The sequence below is a fragment of the Rhodococcus sp. KRD175 genome, from assembly GCF_017168275.1.
GTDB lineage: Bacteria > Actinomycetota > Actinomycetes > Mycobacteriales > Mycobacteriaceae > Rhodococcoides > Rhodococcoides fascians.
This window is the reverse complement of the sequence record NZ_JABFAQ010000002.1, coordinates 597575-619496: the sequence shown is the minus strand read 5'-3', so window position 1 is coordinate 619496 and position 21922 is coordinate 597575. Positions and strand designations below refer to the sequence as shown.

Genomic DNA, 21922 nt, shown 5'->3' with positions numbered 1-21922 from the left:
CGCAGAGTTACGGCGGCCATAGCGGAGGGGAAACGCCCGGTCCCATTCCGAACCCGGAAGCTAAGCCCTCCAGCGCCGATGGTACTGCACTCGACAGGGTGTGGGAGAGTAGGACACCGCCGAACACCCGTTGTAAGAAGGGGACCCACTTGGTGGGTCCCCTTTTTGCGTTTGTACCCGAAAATCCGAAAGGACGCCCGTGTCGGAAGACAACAACGATCGTCGCCCCTCCCGAGCAGACGGTGGCAATCGCCCCAACGAGTCCCGAGATCGCAACCCCCGCGCTCAGGACCGTCGCGCCGACCCGCGTCGTTCGGACGGTCCTCCCCGCAGGCGTGGTGGGGAAGGTGGGTTCTCCGGCGATCGCCGCGGGAACAGCGCATCGTCCGACCGTCGACCCCCGCGGCCAGACGAGCCGGATCTGCCCGACGAGGTCGAAGCCGGGCAGCTGGAGCCGGCAGTGCGCCGGGATCTGCTGAGCTTGGACAAGAACAATGCCACTGCTGTGGCCCGTCACCTCGTGATGACCAGCCGCCTGCTCGACGACGATCCGCAGTTGGCGCTGCTGCACGCGCGCGCTGCTCGTCAGCGGGCCGGCCGCATTGCCGTCGTACGCGAGACAGCCGGTATCGCGGCGTATCACGCGGGTGAATGGGCGGAGGCTCTGTCGGAACTGCGGGCGGCACGTCGAATGGCCGGCGGCCCCGGCCTCATCGCGGTCATGGCCGACTGCGAACGCGGACTCGGGCGCCCCGAGCGGGCCATCGAACTCGGTCGCAGCGACGAAGCGCGGGAACTGACCGGTGAAGAGGCGTCGGAACTTCGGATCGTCGTTGCCGGCGCTCGCATGGATCTCAACCAGTACGACCAGGCCGTCGTCACCCTCCAGACTCCCGATCTCGACGCGTCCCGGTCGGGTACGGCTGCGGCTCGTCTGTTCTACGTCTACGCCGATGCGCTCGTTGCTGCCGGTCGCGTCGACGAAGGTGTGAAGTGGTTCCTCAACGCTGCCGCGGCGGATGTCGATGGAGAAACCGACGCAGAAGAGCGGGTCGAGGAGTTGTCCGGGGGCAGTCGGTGACATTACTGCGCGACGCCCACGACGTTCTGCTGCTCGACCTCGACGGCACCGTCTACGCCGGCAAGGAACCCATTCCGGGTGCAGTGGAGGCGCTTTCGGGTGGTTCCGAGAAGCAGTTCTTCGTCACCAACAATGCCAGTCGCGCACCGAGCGATGTCGCCGAACACCTCCGCGAACTCGGTTTCGACACCACAGCGGAATTTGTCGTCACCAGTTCCGAAGCAGCAGCCCGAGTACTCGCGGACAGACTCGATCCTGGCTCACGCGTCCTCGTCGTCGGTACCGACGCCTTGGCGACCGAGATCGAGAAGGTGGGATTGACGCCGGTGCGCTCTGCCGACGACCAGCCGGTTGCGGTGGTTCAGGGACATTCGGTCGATACAGGGTGGCCCATGTTGGCCGAGGCGGTGCTGGCTGTGCGTGCGGGCGCGCTGTGGGTCGCGACCAACGTCGATGCGACTCTTCCGACCGAGCGCGGCCTCGTTCTCGGCAACGGTTCGATGGTGGCAGCAGTGCGCAATGCCACCGACGTCGAGCCCATCGTTGCAGGCAAGCCCGCGGCTCCCATCATGCGTGACGCCGTCGAGCGAAGTGGTGCCAAGTCGGCGCTCGTGGTCGGGGACCGGCTCGATACCGATATAGCAGGCGCGAACGAAGCTGCCCTCCCGTCGCTGTTGGTCCTGACGGGTGTCAGTACCGCTGCAGAGTTGCTTCGTGCTCCGAAGCACCTGCGTCCCACTCACATCGGTAGTGATCTCGGGGTTCTGAACAAGGACGAGTCGGCGTCCGAGGTAGCCGGTAAGGATGGCTGGACGGTCGGCATCGACGACGAGGTCCTGTCCGTGCGGTTCGAGGGTGCTGCCGAGATGGATGCCTTCGAGGGTCTGCTCGCCGTCCTCGATATTGCGTGGTCGGGTTCGGAATTCTCGGACGTTCGCTTCGACGGGGATGGACTCGCCGATCTGCGCTCGTTGTTGGGTTGTTGACACGGGTTCGTGCAGTCGGCCGCGAGCGGGCGTTGGTCGGACCCATCCGATAGCGTGAGAGGTGATGAGCGCGTCGATTCCACTCCCAGGACAACACCGGCCGAACGCGGCCGGCGAACAGTCGTCCGCAGATCCGGACAGCATCAGGGCCGAGATGTCGTCGCTGCTCGCGCAGCTCACCATCGGGTCGGAGGCAGGCCTCGACTCGGAGGCCGTCGATTCCGACGCCCTGGCGCGTGATGCGAGTGTGCTGGACCGGGCCCACGAAGTGCTGGTTCGGGCCTTGACGACCGTCGACAAGACCTGACGTGGCCCGTCGCGCACGTGTCGACGCAGAACTGGTCCGTCGTGGATTGGCCAGATCTCGTGAACACGCCTCCGAACTCATCGAAGCAGGCCGGGTGAAGATTGCCGGAACCGTGGCTTCGAAGCCCGCTACCGCCGTCGAGCCGGGCACTCCGCTGTTGGTGGCCGAGGAAGACAACGAAATCAGCTGGGCGTCTCGCGGCGCGCACAAACTGCTCGGTGCCCTCGACGCGTTCGAGCCACTGGGTCTGACCGTCGAGAACGCGCGGTGTCTCGACGCCGGTGCCTCCACGGGAGGTTTCACCGACGTTCTGCTCAGTCGCGGTGTGCGCGAGGTCGTTGCGGTCGACGTGGGTTACGGCCAGCTCGTGTGGCGGCTGCAATCCGACGAACGCGTGCACGTCATCGATCGCACCAATGTGCGTTCGATAGATGCCGACACGATCGGGGGCCCGGTCGACGTCATCGTGGCAGACCTGTCGTTCATCTCTCTGAAACTCGTTCTTCCCGCTTTCGTCGCGTGCTCCACGTCGGGTACCGACATGGTGTTGATGGTCAAGCCTCAATTCGAGGTCGGCAAGGATCGTGTCGGTTCCGGCGGCGTCGTGCGAGACCCGGCGCTGCGGGCGGAGGCCGTCGAGGACGTCGCGAATGCCGCGCTTGCGTCGAACCTGCGAGTCGAGGCGGTCGCCGCAAGCCCACTGCCGGGACCTTCGGGCAACGTCGAGTACTTTTTGTGGCTGAAGGCGGGCGCAGGTGACGGTTCGCCGCGTACCGACGTGGACGTCACCGAGTTGGTCCGTCACGCGATCGAGGAAGGACCACAGTGACTCCGTCCCATGCAGCACCGACACAGGAGTCCGTTCGGGAGATTCTTCTCGTCGCACACCCCGGCCGGCCCGACATCGCCGAGACGGCGCGCCGAGTGGGCAAAGTGTTCGACGAAGCAGGCATCTGCCTGCGGGTTCTCGTCGACGAAGTGGAACCGTCCAAGATCGAGGCATCGGACACCGAGGAACACGACCATGTGTTCGTGGCGGACATGAGGCTCAACGTCGTCGAGTTCGGTCCCGATGCGGCCGCCGGGTGCGAGATGGTTCTGGTTCTCGGCGGTGACGGAACGTTCCTGCGCGCAGCCGAGCTCGCACAGGCGGCCGACATCCCGGTTCTCGGTATCAACCTCGGCCACGTGGGGTTTCTCGCGGAGGCCGAGGCCGACCATCTCGAGGACGCGCTGGCGCGTGTCATGGCCGGCAACTATCGCATCGAACAGCGGATGACGCTGGACATTGCCATCCGAGTGGGCGACCAGGTCGTCGAGCGTGGGTGGGCCTTGAACGAGGCGAGCATCGAGAACGGTTCCAGGCTCGGGGTCCTCGAGGTCGTTCTCGAAGTGGACGGGCGTCCGGTCTCCGCGTTCGGCTGCGACGGAGTGCTCGTGTCGACACCCACGGGGTCGACGGCATATGCGTTCTCTGCAGGCGGGCCGGTGGTGTGGCCGGAACTCGAAGCCATACTGGTCATCCCGAGCAACGCCCATGCCCTCTTCGCGCGTCCGCTCGTCACCAGCCCCGAGTCGATCATCGCCGTCGAGATCGATGCCGGCGGACACGATGGTTTCGTGTTCTGCGACGGCCGCCGCACATTGGGGTTGCCGGCGGGAGCACGCGTCGAGGTCGTGCGGGGAGCATCGCCCATCAAGTGGGTTCGCCTGGATTCGGCACCGTTCGCCGATCGCATGGTCAAGAAATTCGAACTGCCCGTGACCGGGTGGCGGGGGAGAGCGAGGTAGGGATGCTCGAAGAGATTCGGATCGACAGCCTCGGAGTCATCTCCGGTGCGAGCGCACAATTTCACGAGGGGTTGACGGTTCTCACCGGCGAGACCGGTGCGGGCAAGACGATGGTGGTCACCAGCTTGCATCTGCTGTCGGGTGCACGCGCCGATGCAGGTCGGGTGCGGCTCGGTGCCCAAAGGGCCGTGGTCGAGGGTCGATTCAGCACCGACACCGCCTCGGAACAGGTGATCGAGGACGTCGAGAAGGTGCTCGAATCCTCGGGAGGTCAACGCGACGAAGACAATTCGATCATCGCCGTGCGAACGGTCAATTCGGACGGCCGCTCACGTGCACATCTGGGTGGACGAAGCGTCCCCGCATCGGTGCTGTCGAACTTCACCGATTCGCTGCTGACAGTGCACGGCCAGAACGATCAGTTGCGGCTGCTGCGCCCCGATCAGCAACTCGGTGCACTCGACAGATTCGCCGGTGATTCGGTTGCCTCTCTGGTGGCGAAGTATCGCGCCGCCCGTAAGACGTGGCTCGACGCACGCAACGAATTGATCGACCGCACCGAACGCAGCCGTGAATTGGCTCAGGAAGCGGACCGGCTGCAGTTCGGCCTGCAGGAGATCGACTCCCTGGCACCGGAGCCGGGTGAGGATCGCTCCGTGGCCGAGGATGTGCGCAGGCTCGGCGACCTCGATTCGCTGCGGGAAACCGCCGAGGGTGCCGCCGCGGCTCTCGTCGGGAGTACCGAGGAGGCGTCGGACACCACGTCTGCGCTGTATCTGTTGGGCGAGGCACGATCGCGTCTCGAACACGCCGACGATGCTGCTCTCACAGAACTGCTGCCCCGGTTGAACGACGCGATGGCCGTCGTCGGCGACGTCGGTGCCGACCTGACCACGTATCTGTCGGATCTCCCGTCGGATCCAGGAGCTCTCGACACGATCCTGAACCGGCAGGCCGAGCTGAAGTCTTTGACGCGCAAGTACGCCGCCGACGTCGACGGTGTCATCGCGTGGGCCGAGGACGCTCGCGAACGTTTGTCTCGGATCGATACCTCTGCCGACGCGCTCGCGGAGCTGAGTGCGCGTGTCGAGTCGGCTGCGGTCGATGTAGCGGCGGCCGCGTCCAAGCTCAGCGCTGCCCGGTCGAAAGCGGCGACGAAGCTGTCCAAAGCCGTCAGCGTCGAGCTGGCCGGACTGGCGATGGGAAAAGCCAAGCTGCAGATAGATGTTCGATCGCTGCCGGCCGGACCGTCGGACACGGCACCGATCGTCGTCGACGGTACCGAGTTGCATGCGGGTAGTACCGGGGTCGAGGAGGTCGAGTTCCGGTTGTCCGCGCACGACGGCGCCCAGGCGTTGCCGATCAGCAAGAGCGCGTCGGGCGGCGAGCTCTCGCGGGTGATGTTGGCGCTCGAGGTGGTGCTGGCGGGTTCCGACAAGGGCGCGACGATGGTGTTCGACGAGGTCGACGCCGGAGTCGGTGGTCGGGCAGCGGTCGAGGTCGGTCGTCGGCTCGGTCGGTTGGCTCGTACCCATCAGGTCATCGTCGTCACCCACCTGCCGCAGGTGGCTGCGTTTGCGGACACGCATCTGGTGGTGGACAAGACCGACGCCAAGAAGGGGGCGGCGAACAGCGGAGTCCGGACGCTGTCGTCCTCGGAACGCGTCGTCGAACTCGCCCGGATGCTCGCTGGGCTCGACGACACCGAGACCGGTCGCGCACACGCCGAAGAGCTGTTGGCCACCGCAAACGCGGATCGAGCCGCCCTGTAACTTTTGGTGCTGATGTGATCAGTGTGGTAGTTGTTTCGGCGCGCCTCCATGGCCGGGCGTGTCGATCGGGTCATCATGGTGGGCATGAAGATGCCGGCACTGCTGTCACGTAGTCAGGATTCGCTGCCCGGAATCACCGGGATCGCGCGAGTCGATCGCAACACGGCCAAGCTGCTCAAGCGGGTCGGCCCCGGCGACATCGTCGTTCTGGACGAGCTCGATCTGGACCGGTTGACCGCAGATGCGCTCGTCGAGGCCGGGGTGCTCGCGGTCGTCAACGCGTCGCCGTCGATCTCCGGCCGCTATCCCAACCTCGGCCCCGAGGTCATCGTCGCCAACGGGATCACCTTGATCGACTCGGCCGGCACCGAGATCTTCAAGAAGATCAAGGACGGCACCAAGATCCGGCTCAACGACGGTGGCGTCTACACCGGCGATCGCCGCCTCGCCAAGGGTGAGGAGCAGAGCGAAGCCGAGATCTCGGACAAGATGATCGAGGCCAAGACCGGGCTGGTCGACCATCTGGAAGCGTTCTCGGGCAACACGATCGAGTTCATTCGGACCGAGAGTCCGTTGCTGATCGACGGCGTCGGGGTACCGGACATCGACATCGACCTCAAGGGTCGTCACGTCGTGATCGTTGCCGACGGGCCGGGGCACGCGGAGGACCTGAAGAATCTGAAGCCGTTCATCAAGGAGTACTCGCCCGTCATCATCGGCGTCGGTGCGGGCGCGGACACAGCGATGAAAGCGGGACACCGCCCGGATCTGATCGTCGGCGATCCGGAGGACGTCACGGCGCAGACACTCAAATGTGGTGCAGAAGTGGTACTTCCGGCCGATTCGGACGGACACGCGCAAGGTCTCGAACGCATCCAGGATCTCGGTATCGGTGCCATGACCTTCCCGGCGACCGGTGCTGCTGCAGACCTCGCACTACTGTTGGCCGACCACCACGGTGCGTCGCTGATCGTGTCGGTCGGTAGCCCGGCAAGCCTGGACGAATTCTTCGATCGCGGACGACGCAACACCAACCCGGCCGCGTTCATGACGCGTCTGAAGGTCGGTGCCAAGCTGGTCGACGCCAAGGCGGTGGCCACGCTGTACCGAAGCCGCGTGTCGGGCGGTGCAATTGCCCTGCTCATTCTCGCTGCGCTCGTTGCGGTGATCGTGGCGTTGGCCGTCTCCAACATCGGCGGCGAATCCTTGGATTGGGCGATCGATCTGTGGAACCGATTCGCACTGTGGTTCCAGGGGTTGCTTTCGTGATTTCGCTTCGCCAACATGCCATTTCGCTGGCTTCCGTGTTCGTTGCGTTGGCCATCGGCATCGTCCTCGGCTCGGGCCTGCTGTCCAGCGGACTGGTCTCGGGTCTGCGAGACGACAAGACGGGTCTCGAGAATCAGGTCGACGATCTGCAGTCGACCAACAATCAGCTCGGCGAGCAGCTGAACTCGGCCGACGGTTTCGATGCGGCGGTCTCGGGTCGAGTACTCCGAGACACCCTCGTCGATCGCAGTGTCGTGGTCATCACCACGCCCGATGCAGATCCCGGCGATGTCGACGGAGTCACGCGTTCGATCGGGGCGTCCGGTGCCACGGTCACGGGTCGGGTGTCGCTGACGGATTCGTTCGTGTCCGCGGCGAACGGCGACGATCTGCGCACGCGACTGACCAACGTCATTCCGGCCGGTGTGCAGTTGCGTACCGGGGCGGTCGACCAGGGAAGTCTGGCGGGCGACCTGCTGGGCTCGGTGTTGCTGCTCAATGCGCAGACGGCGCAGCCGCAATCGACCCCCGAGGAGCTGTCTCTCGCGCTCGAGACGTTGCGTAGCGGCGGGTTCATCGCTTACGACAACGGTGCGGTCGCGCCGGCGCAGTTGGCCGTGGTGGTCACCGGTTCGGGTGCCTCGGATGTCGAGGACGGCAACCGCGGTGCCATCGTCGCTCGCTTCGCCGGAGCTCTCGATTCACGTGGAGCAGGTGCGGTACTGGCAGGTCGTTCCGGTGCGGCCGAGGGCAACGGCTCGATCGCAGTAGTACGAGCCGACTCGGCGTTGTCGTCTGCGCTCAGCACGGTGGACAACGTGGATCGTGAAGCAGGCCGAATCACCACGGTTCTCGCCCTGGCGGAGCAACTGGACGGTGCGTCGGGCCGCTACGGCACCGGAGCGAACGCGAACGCCGTCACCGTGGGAGCGCCGGTGAGCTGATCGGCTCTCGCGTCGAATACGCGTGTCGTTGGCGGTGAGGTACGTACTGGTGTTACCGTGAAGTCCCGTGGGTAGCAGGCCCAATTTCCACGCTTTACCTCTCTTATCAGCCCCCTGATAGGAGCAAGCCCTGCAGACTCGTCACGGGAGCCTCATTGTCACGCCTTCAGTCGCGTTCCGACACCAAGCACATCTTCGTCAGCGGAGGCGTCGCGTCTTCGCTCGGAAAAGGTCTGACGGCGTCCAGCCTCGGCCAGCTACTGACCGCACGCGGCTTGCGCGTGACCATGCAGAAGCTCGATCCGTATCTCAACGTCGATCCCGGCACGATGAACCCGTTCCAACACGGTGAAGTCTTCGTCACCGAGGACGGCTCGGAGACGGACCTCGATGTCGGCCATTACGAGCGCTTCCTCGACCGTGATCTGTCCGGATTCGCCAATGTGACCACCGGCCAGGTCTATTCGACGGTCATCGCCAAGGAGCGTCGCGGCGAGTACCTCGGCGACACCGTTCAGGTCATTCCGCACATCACCGACGAGATCAAACGTCGCATCCTGGCCATGAACGGTCCCGACCTCCAGGGCCACCAGCCGGACGTCGTCATCACCGAAATCGGCGGCACCGTCGGCGATATCGAATCGCAGCCGTTCCTCGAAGCGGCGCGGCAGGTCCGTCACGACGTCGGCCGCAACAACGTGTTCTTCCTGCACGTATCGCTGGTTCCGTTCCTGGCACCGTCCGGTGAACTCAAGACCAAGCCCACCCAGCACTCCGTCGCAGCACTGCGCAGCATCGGCATTCAGCCCGACGCGTTGATCCTGCGGTGCGACCGCGACGTGCCGCCTGGGCTCAAGAACAAGATTGCGCTGATGTGCGACGTCGACGTCGACGGCTGCATCTCCACACCCGACGCCCCGTCGATCTACGACATCCCCAAGGTGTTGCACAAGGAAGGCCTCGACGCCTACGTCGTCCGGCAGCTCGGTCTGCCGTTCCGTGACGTCGACTGGACCATCTGGGGCGGACTGCTCGAGCGCGTCCACCAGCCCCGCGAAACCGTGCGCGTCGGTCTCGTCGGCAAGTACGTGGACCTGCCCGACGCCTACCTCTCGGTCACCGAGGCGCTGCGTGCCGGTGGATTCGCTCATCGCGCCAAGGTCGAGATCAAGTGGGTTCCGTCCGACGAGTGCTCGACGCCTGCGGGGGCTCAGGCTGCGTTGGGTGATGTCGATGCCGTGCTCATTCCCGGCGGATTCGGCATTCGCGGTATCGAGGGCAAGCTCGGTGCCATCGGGTTCGCTCGTACCCGCAAGATTCCACTGTTGGGGTTGTGCCTCGGTTTGCAGTGCGTCGTCATCGAGGCGGCTCGTTCGGTCGGCCTGACCGATGCCAATTCGGCCGAGTTCGATCCGGATACCAAGGATCCGGTGATCTCCACGATGGCCGATCAGGAGGACGCTGTTGCCGGCGATGCCGACCTCGGAGGCACCATGCGTCTCGGTGCCTACCCCGCGACGCTGCAGAAGGGTTCGGTCGTCGCGGCGTCGTACGGCACCGAGAACGTCTCGGAGCGGCACCGTCACCGTTACGAGGTCAACAATGTCTACCGTGATCGAATTGCCAAGAGCGGCTTGGTCTTCAGCGGCACGTCCCCGGACGGTCATCTGGTCGAGTTCGTGGAGTTGCCGGCATCGGTGCACCCGTTCTTCGTTGCTACCCAGGCGCATCCCGAGCTCAAGAGCCGACCTACCCGTCCGCATCCGCTGTTCGCATCGCTGATCAACGCAGCACTGAAGTACAAGGCTGCCGAGCGGCTGCCGGTCGACATTCACGGTGACACCGCTGCGGCCGAGAAGTCGGACGCCGAGGCCGAGACCGTCGGATGAGCGAGGACTCCAGACACGAATTCGCGACGCTCGGTTCGGAGGTTCCGTACTCCGGCGCAATCCTCGCGCTGCGGCTCGATCAGGTGGCGATGCCGAACGGGCGTCGCGCCGAGCGAGAAGTGATCGAGCATCACGGCGCAGTCGGCATTCTTGCCGTCGACGATCAGGACCGCGTGGCGATGATCGAGCAGTACCGGCACCCCATCGGGCGTCGTCTCTGGGAGCTGCCCGCGGGCCTGCTCGACGAGCCGGGGGAGGAGCCCGTGCTGGCGGCGCAGCGCGAACTGGCCGAGGAGACCGGTCTCGCGGCCGGGAAGTGGTCGGTGTTGGTGGACGTGTTGGCCTCGCCCGGATTCACCGACCAAGCCGTACGCATTTTCCTCGCCGAGGATCTGAGTGAGGTCGATCGCCCGGAGGCACACGACGAGGAGGCAGACATCGAGCTGTCCTTCGTGCCGATGGACGAGGCCGTCCGTCGTGCGTTGGCAGGAGAGATCGTCAACGCCTCGGCCGTGTCGGGAGTGCTCGCGTTGGCGGCAGCTCGTGCCACCGGCACCGAGTTGCGTCCGGCCGACGCCCCGTGGGCGGATCGACCCACGGCATTCGAGTCTCGGAAGAGTTCACGAAAGTAGCCACCGTGATCGGCGATCAGATTGCGACGTATCTCGATCATCTTGTGGTCGAGCGCGGGTCGGCACCGAACACGGTGTCGTCGTACCGTCGCGATCTGGTGCGGTACGAGCGGTTTCTGAGTGGTTACGGAATTTCCGATCTGGCCAAGGTGACCGAGAACGACATCACCGAGTTCGTGCTGTACCTCCGGCGCGGCGACGACGAGTTCCCGGCTCTCGCAGCCAGTTCGGCGGCTCGAACGCTGATCGCCGTGCGTGGTCTGCACCGCTTTGCCCTGGCCGAGGGCATGGTGGAGCGCAACGTCGCGATCGAGGTGAAGCCGCCGCAGCCGGCCAAACGACTACCGAAGTCGCTGCCCGTCGACCAGGTCGTGGCGCTGCTGGAATCGGCGTCCATCGCCGGTCCCGATGCGCCGCGTGGGCTGCGAGATCGGGCACTGCTCGAACTGCTGTACTCCACCGGCGCGCGCATCTCCGAGGCCGTCGGTCTGGATGTGGACGACATCGACACCGAGGCTCGCTCGGTGCTCCTGCGCGGTAAAGGCGGGAAACATCGAGTCGTCCCGGTGGGGAGGCCGGCCATCGAGGCGGTCGACGCATACCTCGTGCGCGGTCGGCCGGGCCTCGTCGCCCGCTCGAATCCGGCGCTGTTCCTCAATGTGCGCGGTGGTCGACTGTCGCGGCAGAGCGCCTGGCAAGTGCTGCAGGACTCCGCGCAGCGGGCCGGAATCACGGCCGGGGTCTCGCCGCACGTGCTCCGGCACTCGTTTGCGACGCACCTGCTCGACGGCGGTGCCGACGTCCGTGTCGTGCAGGAGTTGCTCGGCCACGCGTCGGTGACCACGACACAGATCTACACCCTCGTCACCGTCACGACGTTGCGTGAAGTGTGGGCGGGTGCGCACCCGCGAGCGCGCTAGCACGCGGTCGGCAATCGTGTGTCAGCGTGTCCGACGACAATGCCGTCGCGTCAAGCGGTAGCGTTTGCGTGAACTACTCGAAGACGAACGGGACAGGGGAGCGCTGGAACGTGTCGACACCGCAGCCGCCAGCGGCGGAGTCAGCCTCGGAACCGTCGTGGGGCGTGCAGCACGCCGCCACCCCCGATACCGGCGAAACGCATTCGTCTCATCCGCACAGCGATGGCGCTCTTTTCCATACACGTCAACCGGAATCCAGTCGGGAGACACGCGACATCATTCCTGCTCCGAACGAGCTCGGGCCCACCGGTCGCAAGACGAGGCCGGTTCCCGATCCGCAGCCGCTGGCCAGTCACGGCCCGGCCAAGATCATCGCGATGTGCAACCAGAAGGGTGGCGTCGGCAAGACGACGTCGACCATCAATCTCGGTGCCTCGCTGGCCGGTTACGGCCGTCGCGTGCTGCTCGTCGACCTCGACCCACAGGGCGCACTGTCCGCGGGATTGGGCGTCGCACATCACGAACTCGATCTGACGGTCTACAACCTCCTCGTGGAGGCGAAGGTGTCGGCCGACGACATCATCATGCGGACTCGCGTCGACAATCTCGATCTGATGCCGAGCAACATCGACCTGTCGGCCGCCGAGATCCAGCTGGTCACCGAGGTGGGTCGTGAGCAGACGCTCGGACGGGTACTGCACCCCATTCTCGACCGCTACGACTACGTGCTCATCGACTGCCAGCCCTCGCTCGGCCTGCTGACGGTCAATGCGCTGACCTGTGCCGACGAAGTCCTCATTCCGATGGAGTGCGAGTACTTCAGTCTTCGCGGCCTGGCTCTCCTCAACGACACCGTCGAAAAGGTGCGCGATCGGCTCAACCCGCGACTGAAGCTGGCGGGCATCGTTGTGACGATGTTCGACGCCCGCACGCTGCACTCGCGCGAGGTGATGACGCGGGTGGTCGAGGTGTTCGGCGACGTCGTCTACGACACCGTGATCACTCGCACGGTCCGGTTCCCCGAGACCAGCGTCGCCGGTGAGCCGATCACTACCTGGGCTCCCAAATCCGGCGGCGCGCAGGCGTACCGCGCTCTTGCGCGCGAGGTGATCTACCGGTCGGGTCCGTGACGATCGACGCTGCCGACGAGGCCCCGATCGAGGTTCCCGCCGACGCGGACCCGTCGAAATTTCGGGTTCGGTTGCTCAACTTCGAGGGCCCGTTCGATCTGCTGCTGTCGCTGATCAGTCAGCACCGCATGGATGTCACCGAGGTGGCGCTGCACACCGTCACCGACGATTTCATCTCGTTCACCAAATCGCTCGGTGCCGATGTCGGACTCGATCAGACAACGGAGTTCCTCGTCGTCGCGGCGACGTTGCTCGATCTGAAGGCGGCTCGTCTGCTGCCGTCTGGTGATGTGGAGGACGCCGAGGATCTCGCGTTGCTCGAGGTGCGCGATCTCCTGTTCGCCCGGTTGCTTCAGTACCGCGCCTACAAGCAAGTCGCGCTGCTGTTCGGTGAGCTGGAAGCCGCTGCGCTGCGGCGTTATCCGCGCTCGGTGTCGGTGGAAGATCGATTCGCCGATCTGATTCCCGAGGTGTTGCTGGGGGTCGACCCAGCCAGGTTCGCAGACATCGCAGCCGCAGCGTTTCGGCCCAAGCCGATCCCGCAAGTGGGCCTCGACCACATTCATCAGCATGCGGTCTCGATCCCCGAGCAGGCAGAGTGGTTGCTCGAGAACCTGCAGGGTCGGGGACTCAACGAGTGGGCATCGTTCTCGGAGCTGGTGCAGGACTGCGAAGTGCAGGTCGAAATAATCGCGCGCTTCCTCGCGTTGCTGGAACTGTTCCGGCAACAAGTGATCGCCTTCGAGCAACCCGAACCGCTCGGCGATCTTCGAGTGAGCTGGACCGGCAAGGACGAAGGACCCATCGTGGTCACGGAAGAGGACTACGCATGAATGCCGACCCGGAACTCGAGCTCGAGGATGTCGACGAGTCAGGCGAACTCGACGACAACACGCTCGCGTCGGCACTCGAGGCGGTTCTGCTCATCGTCGATACTCCCGCCTCCGACGAACAACTGGCATCGGCCGTCGGATCTTCGGTGGCCCGCGTACGTGCCGCACTGAACCGGATGGCCGCGGAACTGACAGAACGCCGCAGCGGAATCGACCTCCGCTACGCCGGCGACGGGTGGCGTTTCTACACCCGAACCGCCTATGCGCCGTACGTCGAACGGCTGCTTCTCGACGGCGCTCGGTCCAAGCTCACACGTGCAGCATTGGAAACCCTGGCCGTGATCGCCTATCGTCAACCGTTGACCCGCGCACGAGTCAGCGCCGTACGTGGAGTCAATGTCGATGGAGTGATGCGTACGTTGCTCGCCCGTGGACTGATCTCCGAAGCAGGAACGGACCCGGAGACGAACGGCACGATGTACTGCACCACCGAGCTGTTCCTCGAACGGCTCGGGCTCGCATCGCTCGGTGATCTACCCGAACTGGCACCGCTGTTGCCGGGAGTGGACCTGATCGACGAGATCAGTGACAGCATGGACACCGACCCCAGAACGACCCGCTCCACCAAGAACCGCGGATCGAAACCCGATCCGGCAGCCGAGCTCGACTCGGACGACTGATAGGTAAGACAAGTGAACAAGCCCGCTCGCCGTGATGGCACACCGGACCGTAACAAGAGACAAGACCCACGCAGGAAGCCCACCGCAGGTCGGTCGGACACCCCGCGTGACGCACGCCGCGGAGATCGCACCCGCGACGCCGCACCCCGGGACGGCGCTCCCCGCGCTGGTGCACCCCGAACCGGCGCCCCTCGCACCGGGGGACCACGCGCAGGCGCTCCCCGCACCGGTGGCCGACCGGCCCCGCGCAGAGGCGTCGAGCAGGGGGAATCGTTCGAGAACAAGCCCGTCGAGACGGGCATCAACGATCGCAGCAACGACGCGGTGCCCCGCAAGAAGCCGTCGCGCCCCAAGCCGCCGAAGCCGCAGAAGAAGCAGACTCCGGCGACCACCATCAGCAACGCCAAGCCGGCGAAGCATCAGTACACCGATTCGTCCCCGCGCAAGCACGTGCCTGCCGGTGAGGGTGTTCGGTTGCAGAAGGTGCTCGCGCAGGCCGGTGTCGCGTCGCGTCGGGCCGCGGAAGAGCTGATCGCCGACGGTCGCGTCGAGGTGGACGGACGCATCGTCACCGAGCAGGGCATCCGCATCGATCCGAACATCGCCGTCGTTCGCGTCGACGGCACTCGTGTCGTCGTGAAGGAAGAACTGGTTCATCTCGCGATGAACAAGCCGCGCGGATGGCAGTGCACCATGTCGGACGATCTGGGTCGTCCGTGCGTCGGCGACATCGTCGCCGAGCGCGTGCAGGCGGGTCAGCGTCTGTTCCACGTCGGTCGGCTCGATGCCGACACCGAGGGACTGTTGTTGTTCACCAACGACGGTGACCTTGCTCACCGGCTGATGCACCCGTCGTACGAGGTGTCCAAGACTTATCTCGCGACGCTGTTCGGCACGATTCCCCGCACGCTCGGCAAGCAGTTGCGCGAAGGTGTCACTCTCGACGACGGCCCGGTGAAGGTCGACGGCTTCCAGCTGCTCGATATCTCGGACGGCAAATCGCTCGTCAAGGTGACGTTGCACGAGGGCCGCAAGCACATCGTGCGTCGGTTGTTCGACAAGGTCGGATTCCCGGTGGGACGCCTCGTGCGTACCGACGTCGGCAACATCGTGCTCGGCGATCAGCGTCCCGGAACACTGCGTGTTCTCGGCCGCGGCGAGATCGGCAAGCTCTACGAATCCGTAGGTCTGTGATGAGTGCGCTCGTCGTGGCGATGGACGGGCCGTCGGGCACCGGTAAGTCGTCGGTATCGCGCCGGCTCGCATCGGCACTCGAAGCAAGCTACCTCGACACCGGTGCGATGTACCGCGTCGCAACGGTATGGGTGCTGCGTTCGGGCGTCGAGCCCACCGATGCAGACGCAGTCGCGAAAGCTGTTGCAGCCCTTCCCCTCGAGATCGGAAAAGATCCTCTGTCGGAGACCGTCTTGCTCGACGGAGAGGACGTCAGCGGCGAAATCCGCGGCGACGCAGTGACCAAAGCCGTCTCGGCTGTGTCCGCGGTGCCTGCGGTCCGTGAGCTCTTGGTGCAGATGCAGCGCGACCTCGCCAGCTCGTCGACGCGAATTGTGGTGGAGGGTCGCGACATCGGCACCGTCGTGCTTCCCGACGCCGACGTGAAGGTGTTCCTGACAGCCTCACCGGAGGCGCGTGCGGAGCGCCGCAACAAACAGAACATCGAACAGGGTCGCGATGACGACTACGAATCCGTGCTCGCGGATGTGCAGCGCCGCGATCATGCAGATTCGACGAGGGCAGTGTCACCGCTTCGTCCCGCTGAGGATTCGGTGATCGTCGATACCAGCGAGCTGGATCTCGACGGCGTGATCGAGCGTTTGCTGCTCGTGGTGAACGACAGAAGTGGAGCAGTGCAGTGAGTGAAGAATTCTTCTCCGGCGCAGCGGAAACCGCGGGCGACGGAACGTGGAGCGACGAGGGCGAGTGGGAGTACGTCGACCTCAACGAGGGTGAGGACGGCGAAGATGCTGTAGCCGTACCGACTCTCGCCGTGGTGGGCCGACCGAACGTCGGCAAGTCGACGCTCGTCAACCGCATCATCGGCCGCCGCGAAGCAGTGGTCGAGGACGTCCCGGGCGTCACTCGCGACCGCGTGTCGTACGAGGCGAACTGGAGTGGTCGACGCTTCCTGGTGCAGGACACCGGCGGTTGGGAGCCCGACGCCAAGGGACTGCAACAGTCCGTTGCGCGCCAGGCCGAGTTGGCGATGAACACCGCCGACGCGATCCTGTTGGTCGTCGATGCCCGCGTTGGTTCGACGACGACGGACGAGGCAGTGGCACGAGTGCTGCGTCGGTCGAAGACTCCGGTTCTGTTGGTGGCCAACAAGGTCGACGACGGTCGCACCGAGTCCGAGGTCGCCGCACTGTGGTCGCTGGGTCTGGGGGAGCCGCTATCGGTGTCCGCCACCCACGGCCGCGGTACCGGTGATCTGCTCGACCGTGTGCTCGAGGCCCTGCCGGAGACTCCGCGCGAAGGTATCCCCGGTGGGGGACCGAGGCGTGTCGCTCTGGTCGGTAAGCCGAACGTCGGCAAGTCGTCGCTGATCAACAAGCTCTCGGGTGACGAGCGTTCGGTGGTGCACGATGTTGCAGGCACCACTGTCGACCCGGTCGACTCGCTGGTCGAATTGGGCGGCAAGACATGGCGATTCGTCGATACGGCCGGACTACGCAAGCGCGTCAGTCATGCCAGTGGTGCCGAGTTCTATGCGTCGCTGCGCACCAAGTCCGCGATCGAAGCAGCCGAGGTCGCAATTCTGCTTCTCGATGCCTCACAGGTGATCTCGGAGCAGGATCTGCGCGTGCTGAGCATGGTCTCCGATGCCGGCCGCGCGCTGGTGTTGGCGTTCAACAAGTGGGATCTGGTGGACGACGATCGTCGTCAGCAGCTCGAGAAAGAAATCGACCGCGATCTCGCGCGCGTGCCGTGGGCCCAGCGGGTGAACATTTCGGCGCACACCGGCCGCGCCGTGCAGAAGCTGGTTCCCGCACTGGAGACGGCTCTGGAGTCGTGGGACAAGCGTGTCCCCACCGGACGCCTCAACACGTGGCTCAAAGAGGTCGTGGCAGCCACTCCGCCGCCGATGCGTGGCGGACGCCTGCCGCGCATCATGTTCGCGACGCAGGCCAGCACACGCCCGCCGACGTTCGTGCTGTTCACCACCGGCTTCCTCGAGGCCGGCTACCGCCGATTCATTGAGCGGCGTCTGCGTGAAGAGTTCAACTTCGACGGCAGCCCCGTTCGCGTCTCGGTACGTATCCGCGAGAAGCGGGAACGGCCAGGCAAGGGCAACAACCGCTGACCTAGTCCGACCCGGCCCCTGAGCAGGCGATTTCCTCTCAGGGGTAGGGCTGGGGTAATCTCAGCAAGCGCCTTTCGAGGTGCGGCGGGCTGTGGCGCAGCTTGGTAGCGCACTTGACTGGGGGTCAAGTGGTCGCAGGTTCAAATCCTGTCAGCCCGACAGAATGCAGGACACAGGCGGCTCCGAAGAAACCCGGAGCCGCCTGTGTCATCTGTTTGCCGGGAGCGTTGTACCCCTCGCAGGGGCGAAGACGCAGAAATGCGGGAGTCCATGTGAAGCGACGTCGAGTTTGATCTCGGCACCTGAGCGATGGGCTCGATGGACGTCACCGGACGGAGCCACTTGATTCGGCAAAATCGCGGTCAAGGATACTTCGAGTCCACGCCGATCTGCGCACATCCCATTGTTCGTGGTTTGTGACGAGACGTCCAAGACGCTTGTGGTTGCGATCCGCGAGGCTAATACTCCAGCCGTCGACCTGCTCCACCGGAGAGAACCGATTAACTGCCCCGACGCTCGTCTTCGAGCGAATGCACTCGGTCTTGCTCCAGGAGTTGCTTAGGGCCGCGACCAGGTCATGCGGCAGTCGACAACGGTGACCATGTTGTGGGCGTGGGTTCGGTGTCTGACGGAGTCATTCGGGCTAATTCAAGGTGGTTCTCAGAAGCTAAAACTGAACCGGGTGGATACGATAACGGTGGCCATGCACACGCAGCTTAGTAAGCACACGAAATCGCTGTAGGACGACCTTGGGTCGTAGTCGAAAGCTGGGAATCTGGGCTTTTTTATTTAGAACTACGGAGTAGGTGACCTTACCCGTCAATTTAATTCAGGTTGCAAACGGCGGCGAGTCGATGCACCAACGCCCCGTTCCGAAAAAGGTATCCGGAGTTTGGGTATTGCCTTGCCCAGAGTTGATTACCGACCCGCATCTGTTAATAGTTCCTGAACTTGGGCGAGATGCTCCGATGCGTTGTCCAAACATCCGGCGCTGGCAAGCGTAGTCACCGCCTCGCCCAAGTGGTCCGCAGGACTGTCAGCCTTCGACGACGACGCAATCTCTTGGGCTTGTCTTAGATTACTGATCACGTCGTATTTGTTGGCGCCGGTATGTTCGGGCATGATTGCAACGGCAGCGAGTAAAGTCGCCATTCGTGAGGGCTCGTCGCCAGCTAATCGTGCCACACCCCACATCGCTTGCACCCGCCACGCGTTGACCTGTGCAGACTCTGTCGCCGCTGAACCCAATATTGCTTGCAGGTCCAGCCAGGGATTGCCCGCCAAATGCCACCACCCGGGGCGGCCAACTGTTATCAGTGCCACGGCCACATGCCAGTCTTCGGCGCGGGCCTGTGCAATCACAGTTGACGCGTCGGTTGGCACGTCTGCGATCCGAGCGGATAGAGCACGCATTGTTTCGTCTTTCCTCTGTTCGAGGATTTCGTCGACATCTTCAGGTGAAAGCGTTCGCGACTCCAGCCAGTTAGTAGCCCGCCTTTCCTGGTGCGTAATAGTGCCGAAAGCAGGTACGCCGTACTCTTGAGCCAATCGACGCTGTGCCACATCGTCTGACCACAACGGTACGTTTCGTGCCTTTGCGAGGGCAATTGGGGTCAACCATGGTGATGCCCTCGAGAGCTTGAAATCTTCCAGTATCGATGGGTCAACATCTGCAATGATCTGAACGGTAGAGGCAGTCTCCTCCAGCATTGCCATGCGGCGGAGAGCGCCTAGATGTTCGTTGAGGTCTAGCTGGCGTAACTCGATCGAGTCACCAGCTGAGTCGTAAGAAATGAAAGTGCTGCCCGCTGATCGTCCGTCGAGGTCGAGCCTGCCGCGGACGATGTCATCGAATGTGCTGTAAGCAACCAAGACATTACGCACCATCCCGCGCACATTTTGGTACTCGTTAAGTTGAGTCGCAATCAGTAGGGCAGAGGCATCAGCTACAACGTCCGACCCGACGGCTGATCCCACGGCTGACTCCTCCGCGGCTGCGTCACCCTCGCGGGCGGTCGCCGCCAGGTAGTAGCCCAGTGGACGGACTGCCAAGATCGCGGAGTATGGACGGCTGACTGCACTGGCTAGAGCCCCGAGCGGTAGCCGAGCCTGGTGAAGCATCTCCAAAATGTCAAAGAGCGGCGTGTCATCTCGCCGCATGATGTCGGCCATCCTGGAGATAAGTGTTTCGGTTGTATGTGCGTCCAGGACTTGAATCGGACTCGCTGTGCCATGGCGAGCTATATGGGATTGCAAAGCGTCAAATGCTGTGTGGCGGAGATCGTTGTCGAGTTCTGGGCGGTGATCAGCCTGGGTGGCGGGCTCGTCACCCGTATCACGGGTTCTGGTGATAACTGTGCCCAGGAGAGACGCGCTAAATCCAGCGTTGTCTGCAAATTGTTCGGCGAGATCGAGCATGCGGGCAAAAGCTGTCGGTGGTAGCGCGACTTGCCTTGAGACAATCGCGAACCACAGATGTGCTTCGTCGATGTTTCTGATAGGCGGATCGTATGATGAAATAGTTGCGTATGCCTTTATGAAAGATCCCAGGTTGTGCTGTACTTCTGCGAGCTGCCAAACATCTTGTGGGTCGATCGTTAGTCCGTCACCATCACTGATGCACCCAAGAATTTGACGTTCGGCTCTACGCAGAAGCGATGACGCCGCCTCGCCGTTAGTAGCATGCGCGGTGTCAATTGAGTGTCGTGCGATGGTGCGACGCGCGATTCGTCTGTTGAATGGGTCGACGGTTGATGACGACAGGACGTCCCCCGCGACAATAGCTGCTTCATCCCCGCGGTTAAGACTCCTCAACAGCTCGCACCGTCGACCTGCGAAGCCAACACTCCTGTAGCGGCCATATGCCCTGTCCGCTGCGTTTTGCGCATCATCACCCCTATTTCCGCGCGCTAAAAGTTCTACGAGTTTAGTTGCAGCGAACTCCTCCGTGTCGGCGAGAATTCGTAACGCGGGTAGATTTGCGTCGAGATCCACAACAGCGGCAGCATTCGTGGAGATTATCTGTTGCCAACTCGCCGTGATTATGTCACGTTCGACCAGAGGTGTAAGGCGAGCCGATTCGTCGACGCCAAGATCGCTCAACCGCAACACAATTCGGAGCAAGGCGTCTGGACGATCAGCGTCGAGGTCAGGGAAGAGGGCGGTCAGACGTTGACGTTGCTCATCCTCTGAATGTTCGGTTGTGTGGATCCGAACTGCTGCCACCTTTTTGTCGATTCCGTCCGGCATCTCGTCAATTAGTCGGACAGCGAGGTCGAGTTTTCCTAGGGCTGCAGCGGCGATCGCGGCTGCAGCTTGCACATCGGATCGCTGAGACTCTATTTCTGTCGCCCGCCCCTGCGGAGAGGCCAAAGAACGGTTGAGTACATCAGCAAAGTCGCCAGCTGCCATCAGGCACTTGAGAAGGGTGGTGAGGGCCGACTTCGTTGGCCCGTTCCATTCGTGTATCTGGTCTACTGCTGCTTGAGCCAAACTTAGTGAGCGCTTGAGGTCTCCAGGTACGCTACAATTCGACATCGCTCGCTGGATTAGTATATCGGCGAGCATTTCTGCGACGCCAGCAGACTTCGGCGCCAGTATTTGGGCGCGCTCTGCGATTGATACGGCACCATTCAAATCGCGTCCGAACTCTTTGCGTCTTGCCAAAAAGCTCAACACGACCGAATCATCGTTACTGGCTTCGAGTAAGGCCTCGACATCGGAAGCAAGGCTGACCGGCTTGGCGCTATTGGCGGGATGTTCGAGGATTGCGAGGCCAACCGCAAGTCGCGGATCTGTAACTTCCTTGCTAATAGCGACCGCGCGGCGAAACAGATTCTGAGCTCTGTCATTATCTGAGTCCAGCAGCACGAGACCACCGTTCGTGATGTAACGGCATGCGTTCTTCGCATCTAGTTCGGCGGCTTTGACGAAGATATCTGCGCTGAGGTCATTTATCTCGTGTGCGTGCGCGTAGTCCGCCATTGACAAAAGGCCTCGGCTTGGCCCAAATGCCGCCAACCAGGGAGGATCGCTATCCAGTAGTGTCTCCAGCACAGCTCTCGGAGCTCGACGGCCGTGTGCGAGGTGGGCTGCCAGCAATGCCGCACTCTCTCGCATTTCTTCGGCCGCGCCCCTAAGTCTGTCAGCGACCTGTGGTGGCAGCCTGCTGAGGTTGTCTTCAAACTGTTCGTAGGCGGTATCGGCGAAGCGATCGGCCGCGGCCTCCCATGCCGCGCCTATCGGTGTACACCCTCACGTGATGGTCCCCGTACAACCTCATATGTAGGTGCTCGGCGAGTCCTGTCGTAACTCGCCCACGACAAGGGCCACCCTTCGAATCGTCTACCGCCAAAGTTGACGAACC

General features: G+C 63.5%; 18 protein-coding genes, 1 tRNA gene and 1 rRNA gene. 19 read left to right on the top strand and 1 reads right to left on the bottom strand.

From position 1 onward, the window contains the following. The first annotated feature begins 8 nt into the window (after positions 1-8). From rrf to J1M81_RS03280, 19 genes are all read left to right on the top strand, one after another. Positions 9-125: ribosomal RNA gene (rrf, locus tag J1M81_RS03370) — 5S ribosomal RNA — on the top strand. 74 nt (positions 126-199) lie between these two features. Further along, the gene (locus J1M81_RS03365; RefSeq protein WP_080729252.1) at positions 200-1081 is read left to right on the top strand and encodes a M48 family metallopeptidase; all 882 of its coding nucleotides are present in this window, start codon (positions 200-202) and stop codon (positions 1079-1081) included. After that, the gene (locus J1M81_RS03360) at positions 1078-2067 is read left to right on the top strand and encodes an HAD-IIA family hydrolase (protein ID WP_032372365.1); all 990 of its coding nucleotides are present in this window, start codon (positions 1078-1080) and stop codon (positions 2065-2067) included. The genes J1M81_RS03365 and J1M81_RS03360 overlap by 4 nt, the downstream gene beginning before the upstream one ends. Before the next feature lie 64 nt (positions 2068-2131). Beyond that, entirely contained in the window at positions 2132-2374 is a 243-nt protein-coding gene (locus J1M81_RS03355) for a hypothetical protein (RefSeq protein ID WP_032372366.1), read from the top strand. 1 nt (position 2375) lies between these two features. Further along, positions 2376-3203 (top strand): TlyA family RNA methyltransferase, encoded by an 828-nt coding sequence (locus J1M81_RS03350; RefSeq protein ID WP_032372367.1) that lies wholly within the window; start codon positions 2376-2378, stop codon positions 3201-3203. Continuing rightward, complete coding sequence (locus J1M81_RS03345; protein WP_032366112.1) at positions 3200-4165, top strand: NAD kinase; 966 nt, start codon at positions 3200-3202, stop codon at positions 4163-4165. Before J1M81_RS03350 ends, J1M81_RS03345 begins: the two co-directional genes overlap by 4 nt. Positions 4166-4167: 2 nt before the next feature. Continuing rightward, complete coding sequence (gene recN / locus J1M81_RS03340) at positions 4168-5937, top strand: DNA repair protein RecN (RefSeq protein ID WP_206497579.1); 1770 nt, start codon at positions 4168-4170, stop codon at positions 5935-5937. Between the two features lie 84 nt (positions 5938-6021). Further along, positions 6022-7206 (top strand): putative cytokinetic ring protein SteA, encoded by a 1185-nt coding sequence (steA, locus tag J1M81_RS03335; protein WP_032366203.1) that lies wholly within the window; start codon positions 6022-6024, stop codon positions 7204-7206. After that, entirely contained in the window at positions 7203-8150 is a 948-nt protein-coding gene (locus tag J1M81_RS03330) for a copper transporter (protein ID WP_206497578.1), read from the top strand. Before steA ends, J1M81_RS03330 begins: the two co-directional genes overlap by 4 nt. A gap of 155 nt (positions 8151-8305) precedes the next feature. Beyond that, a complete protein-coding gene (locus J1M81_RS03325; protein WP_206497577.1) occupies positions 8306-10039 on the top strand; it encodes a CTP synthase in 1734 nt (577 codons plus the stop codon). Further along, entirely contained in the window at positions 10036-10671 is a 636-nt protein-coding gene (locus J1M81_RS03320) for an NUDIX hydrolase (RefSeq protein WP_206497576.1), read from the top strand. Before J1M81_RS03325 ends, J1M81_RS03320 begins: the two co-directional genes overlap by 4 nt. Positions 10672-10676: 5 nt before the next feature. Next, positions 10677-11591 (top strand): site-specific tyrosine recombinase XerD, encoded by a 915-nt coding sequence (gene xerD, locus J1M81_RS03315; RefSeq protein ID WP_206497575.1) that lies wholly within the window; start codon positions 10677-10679, stop codon positions 11589-11591. A 110-nt stretch (positions 11592-11701) separates the two neighbouring features. Further along, the gene (locus J1M81_RS03310; protein ID WP_283348434.1) at positions 11702-12721 is read left to right on the top strand and encodes a ParA family protein; all 1020 of its coding nucleotides are present in this window, start codon (positions 11702-11704) and stop codon (positions 12719-12721) included. 2 nt (positions 12722-12723) lie between these two features. Continuing rightward, on the top strand, positions 12724-13554 hold the full coding sequence (locus tag J1M81_RS03305) for a ScpA family protein (RefSeq protein WP_371128998.1): 831 nt from the start codon (positions 12724-12726) through the stop codon (positions 13552-13554). Further along, positions 13551-14234 carry an SMC-Scp complex subunit ScpB gene (scpB, locus tag J1M81_RS03300; protein ID WP_057474926.1) on the top strand — a complete coding sequence of 228 codons (684 nt, stop codon included), beginning with the start codon at positions 13551-13553 and terminating at the stop codon, positions 14232-14234. Before J1M81_RS03305 ends, scpB begins: the two co-directional genes overlap by 4 nt. Before the next feature lie 12 nt (positions 14235-14246). Further along, positions 14247-15428: a pseudouridine synthase gene (locus tag J1M81_RS03295; protein WP_072692094.1), complete on the top strand. Its 1182-nt coding sequence runs from the start codon at positions 14247-14249 to the stop codon at positions 15426-15428. Then, positions 15428-16111 carry a (d)CMP kinase gene (cmk, locus tag J1M81_RS03290; RefSeq protein WP_094668760.1) on the top strand — a complete coding sequence of 228 codons (684 nt, stop codon included), beginning with the start codon at positions 15428-15430 and terminating at the stop codon, positions 16109-16111. The genes J1M81_RS03295 and cmk overlap by 1 nt, the downstream gene beginning before the upstream one ends. Beyond that, positions 16108-17556 carry a ribosome biogenesis GTPase Der gene (gene der / locus J1M81_RS03285; protein WP_027497207.1) on the top strand — a complete coding sequence of 483 codons (1449 nt, stop codon included), beginning with the start codon at positions 16108-16110 and terminating at the stop codon, positions 17554-17556. Before cmk ends, der begins: the two co-directional genes overlap by 4 nt. Before the next feature lie 85 nt (positions 17557-17641). Beyond that, a tRNA-Pro gene (locus J1M81_RS03280) sits at positions 17642-17715 on the top strand. A gap of 759 nt (positions 17716-18474) precedes the next feature. On the opposite strand, the gene J1M81_RS03275 is transcribed toward J1M81_RS03280, so the two are convergent. Next, positions 18475-21540, bottom strand: a complete 3066-nt coding sequence (locus J1M81_RS03275) for a hypothetical protein (RefSeq protein WP_206497574.1) — start codon at positions 21538-21540, stop codon at positions 18475-18477. Between the last annotated feature and the right edge of the window lie 382 nt (positions 21541-21922).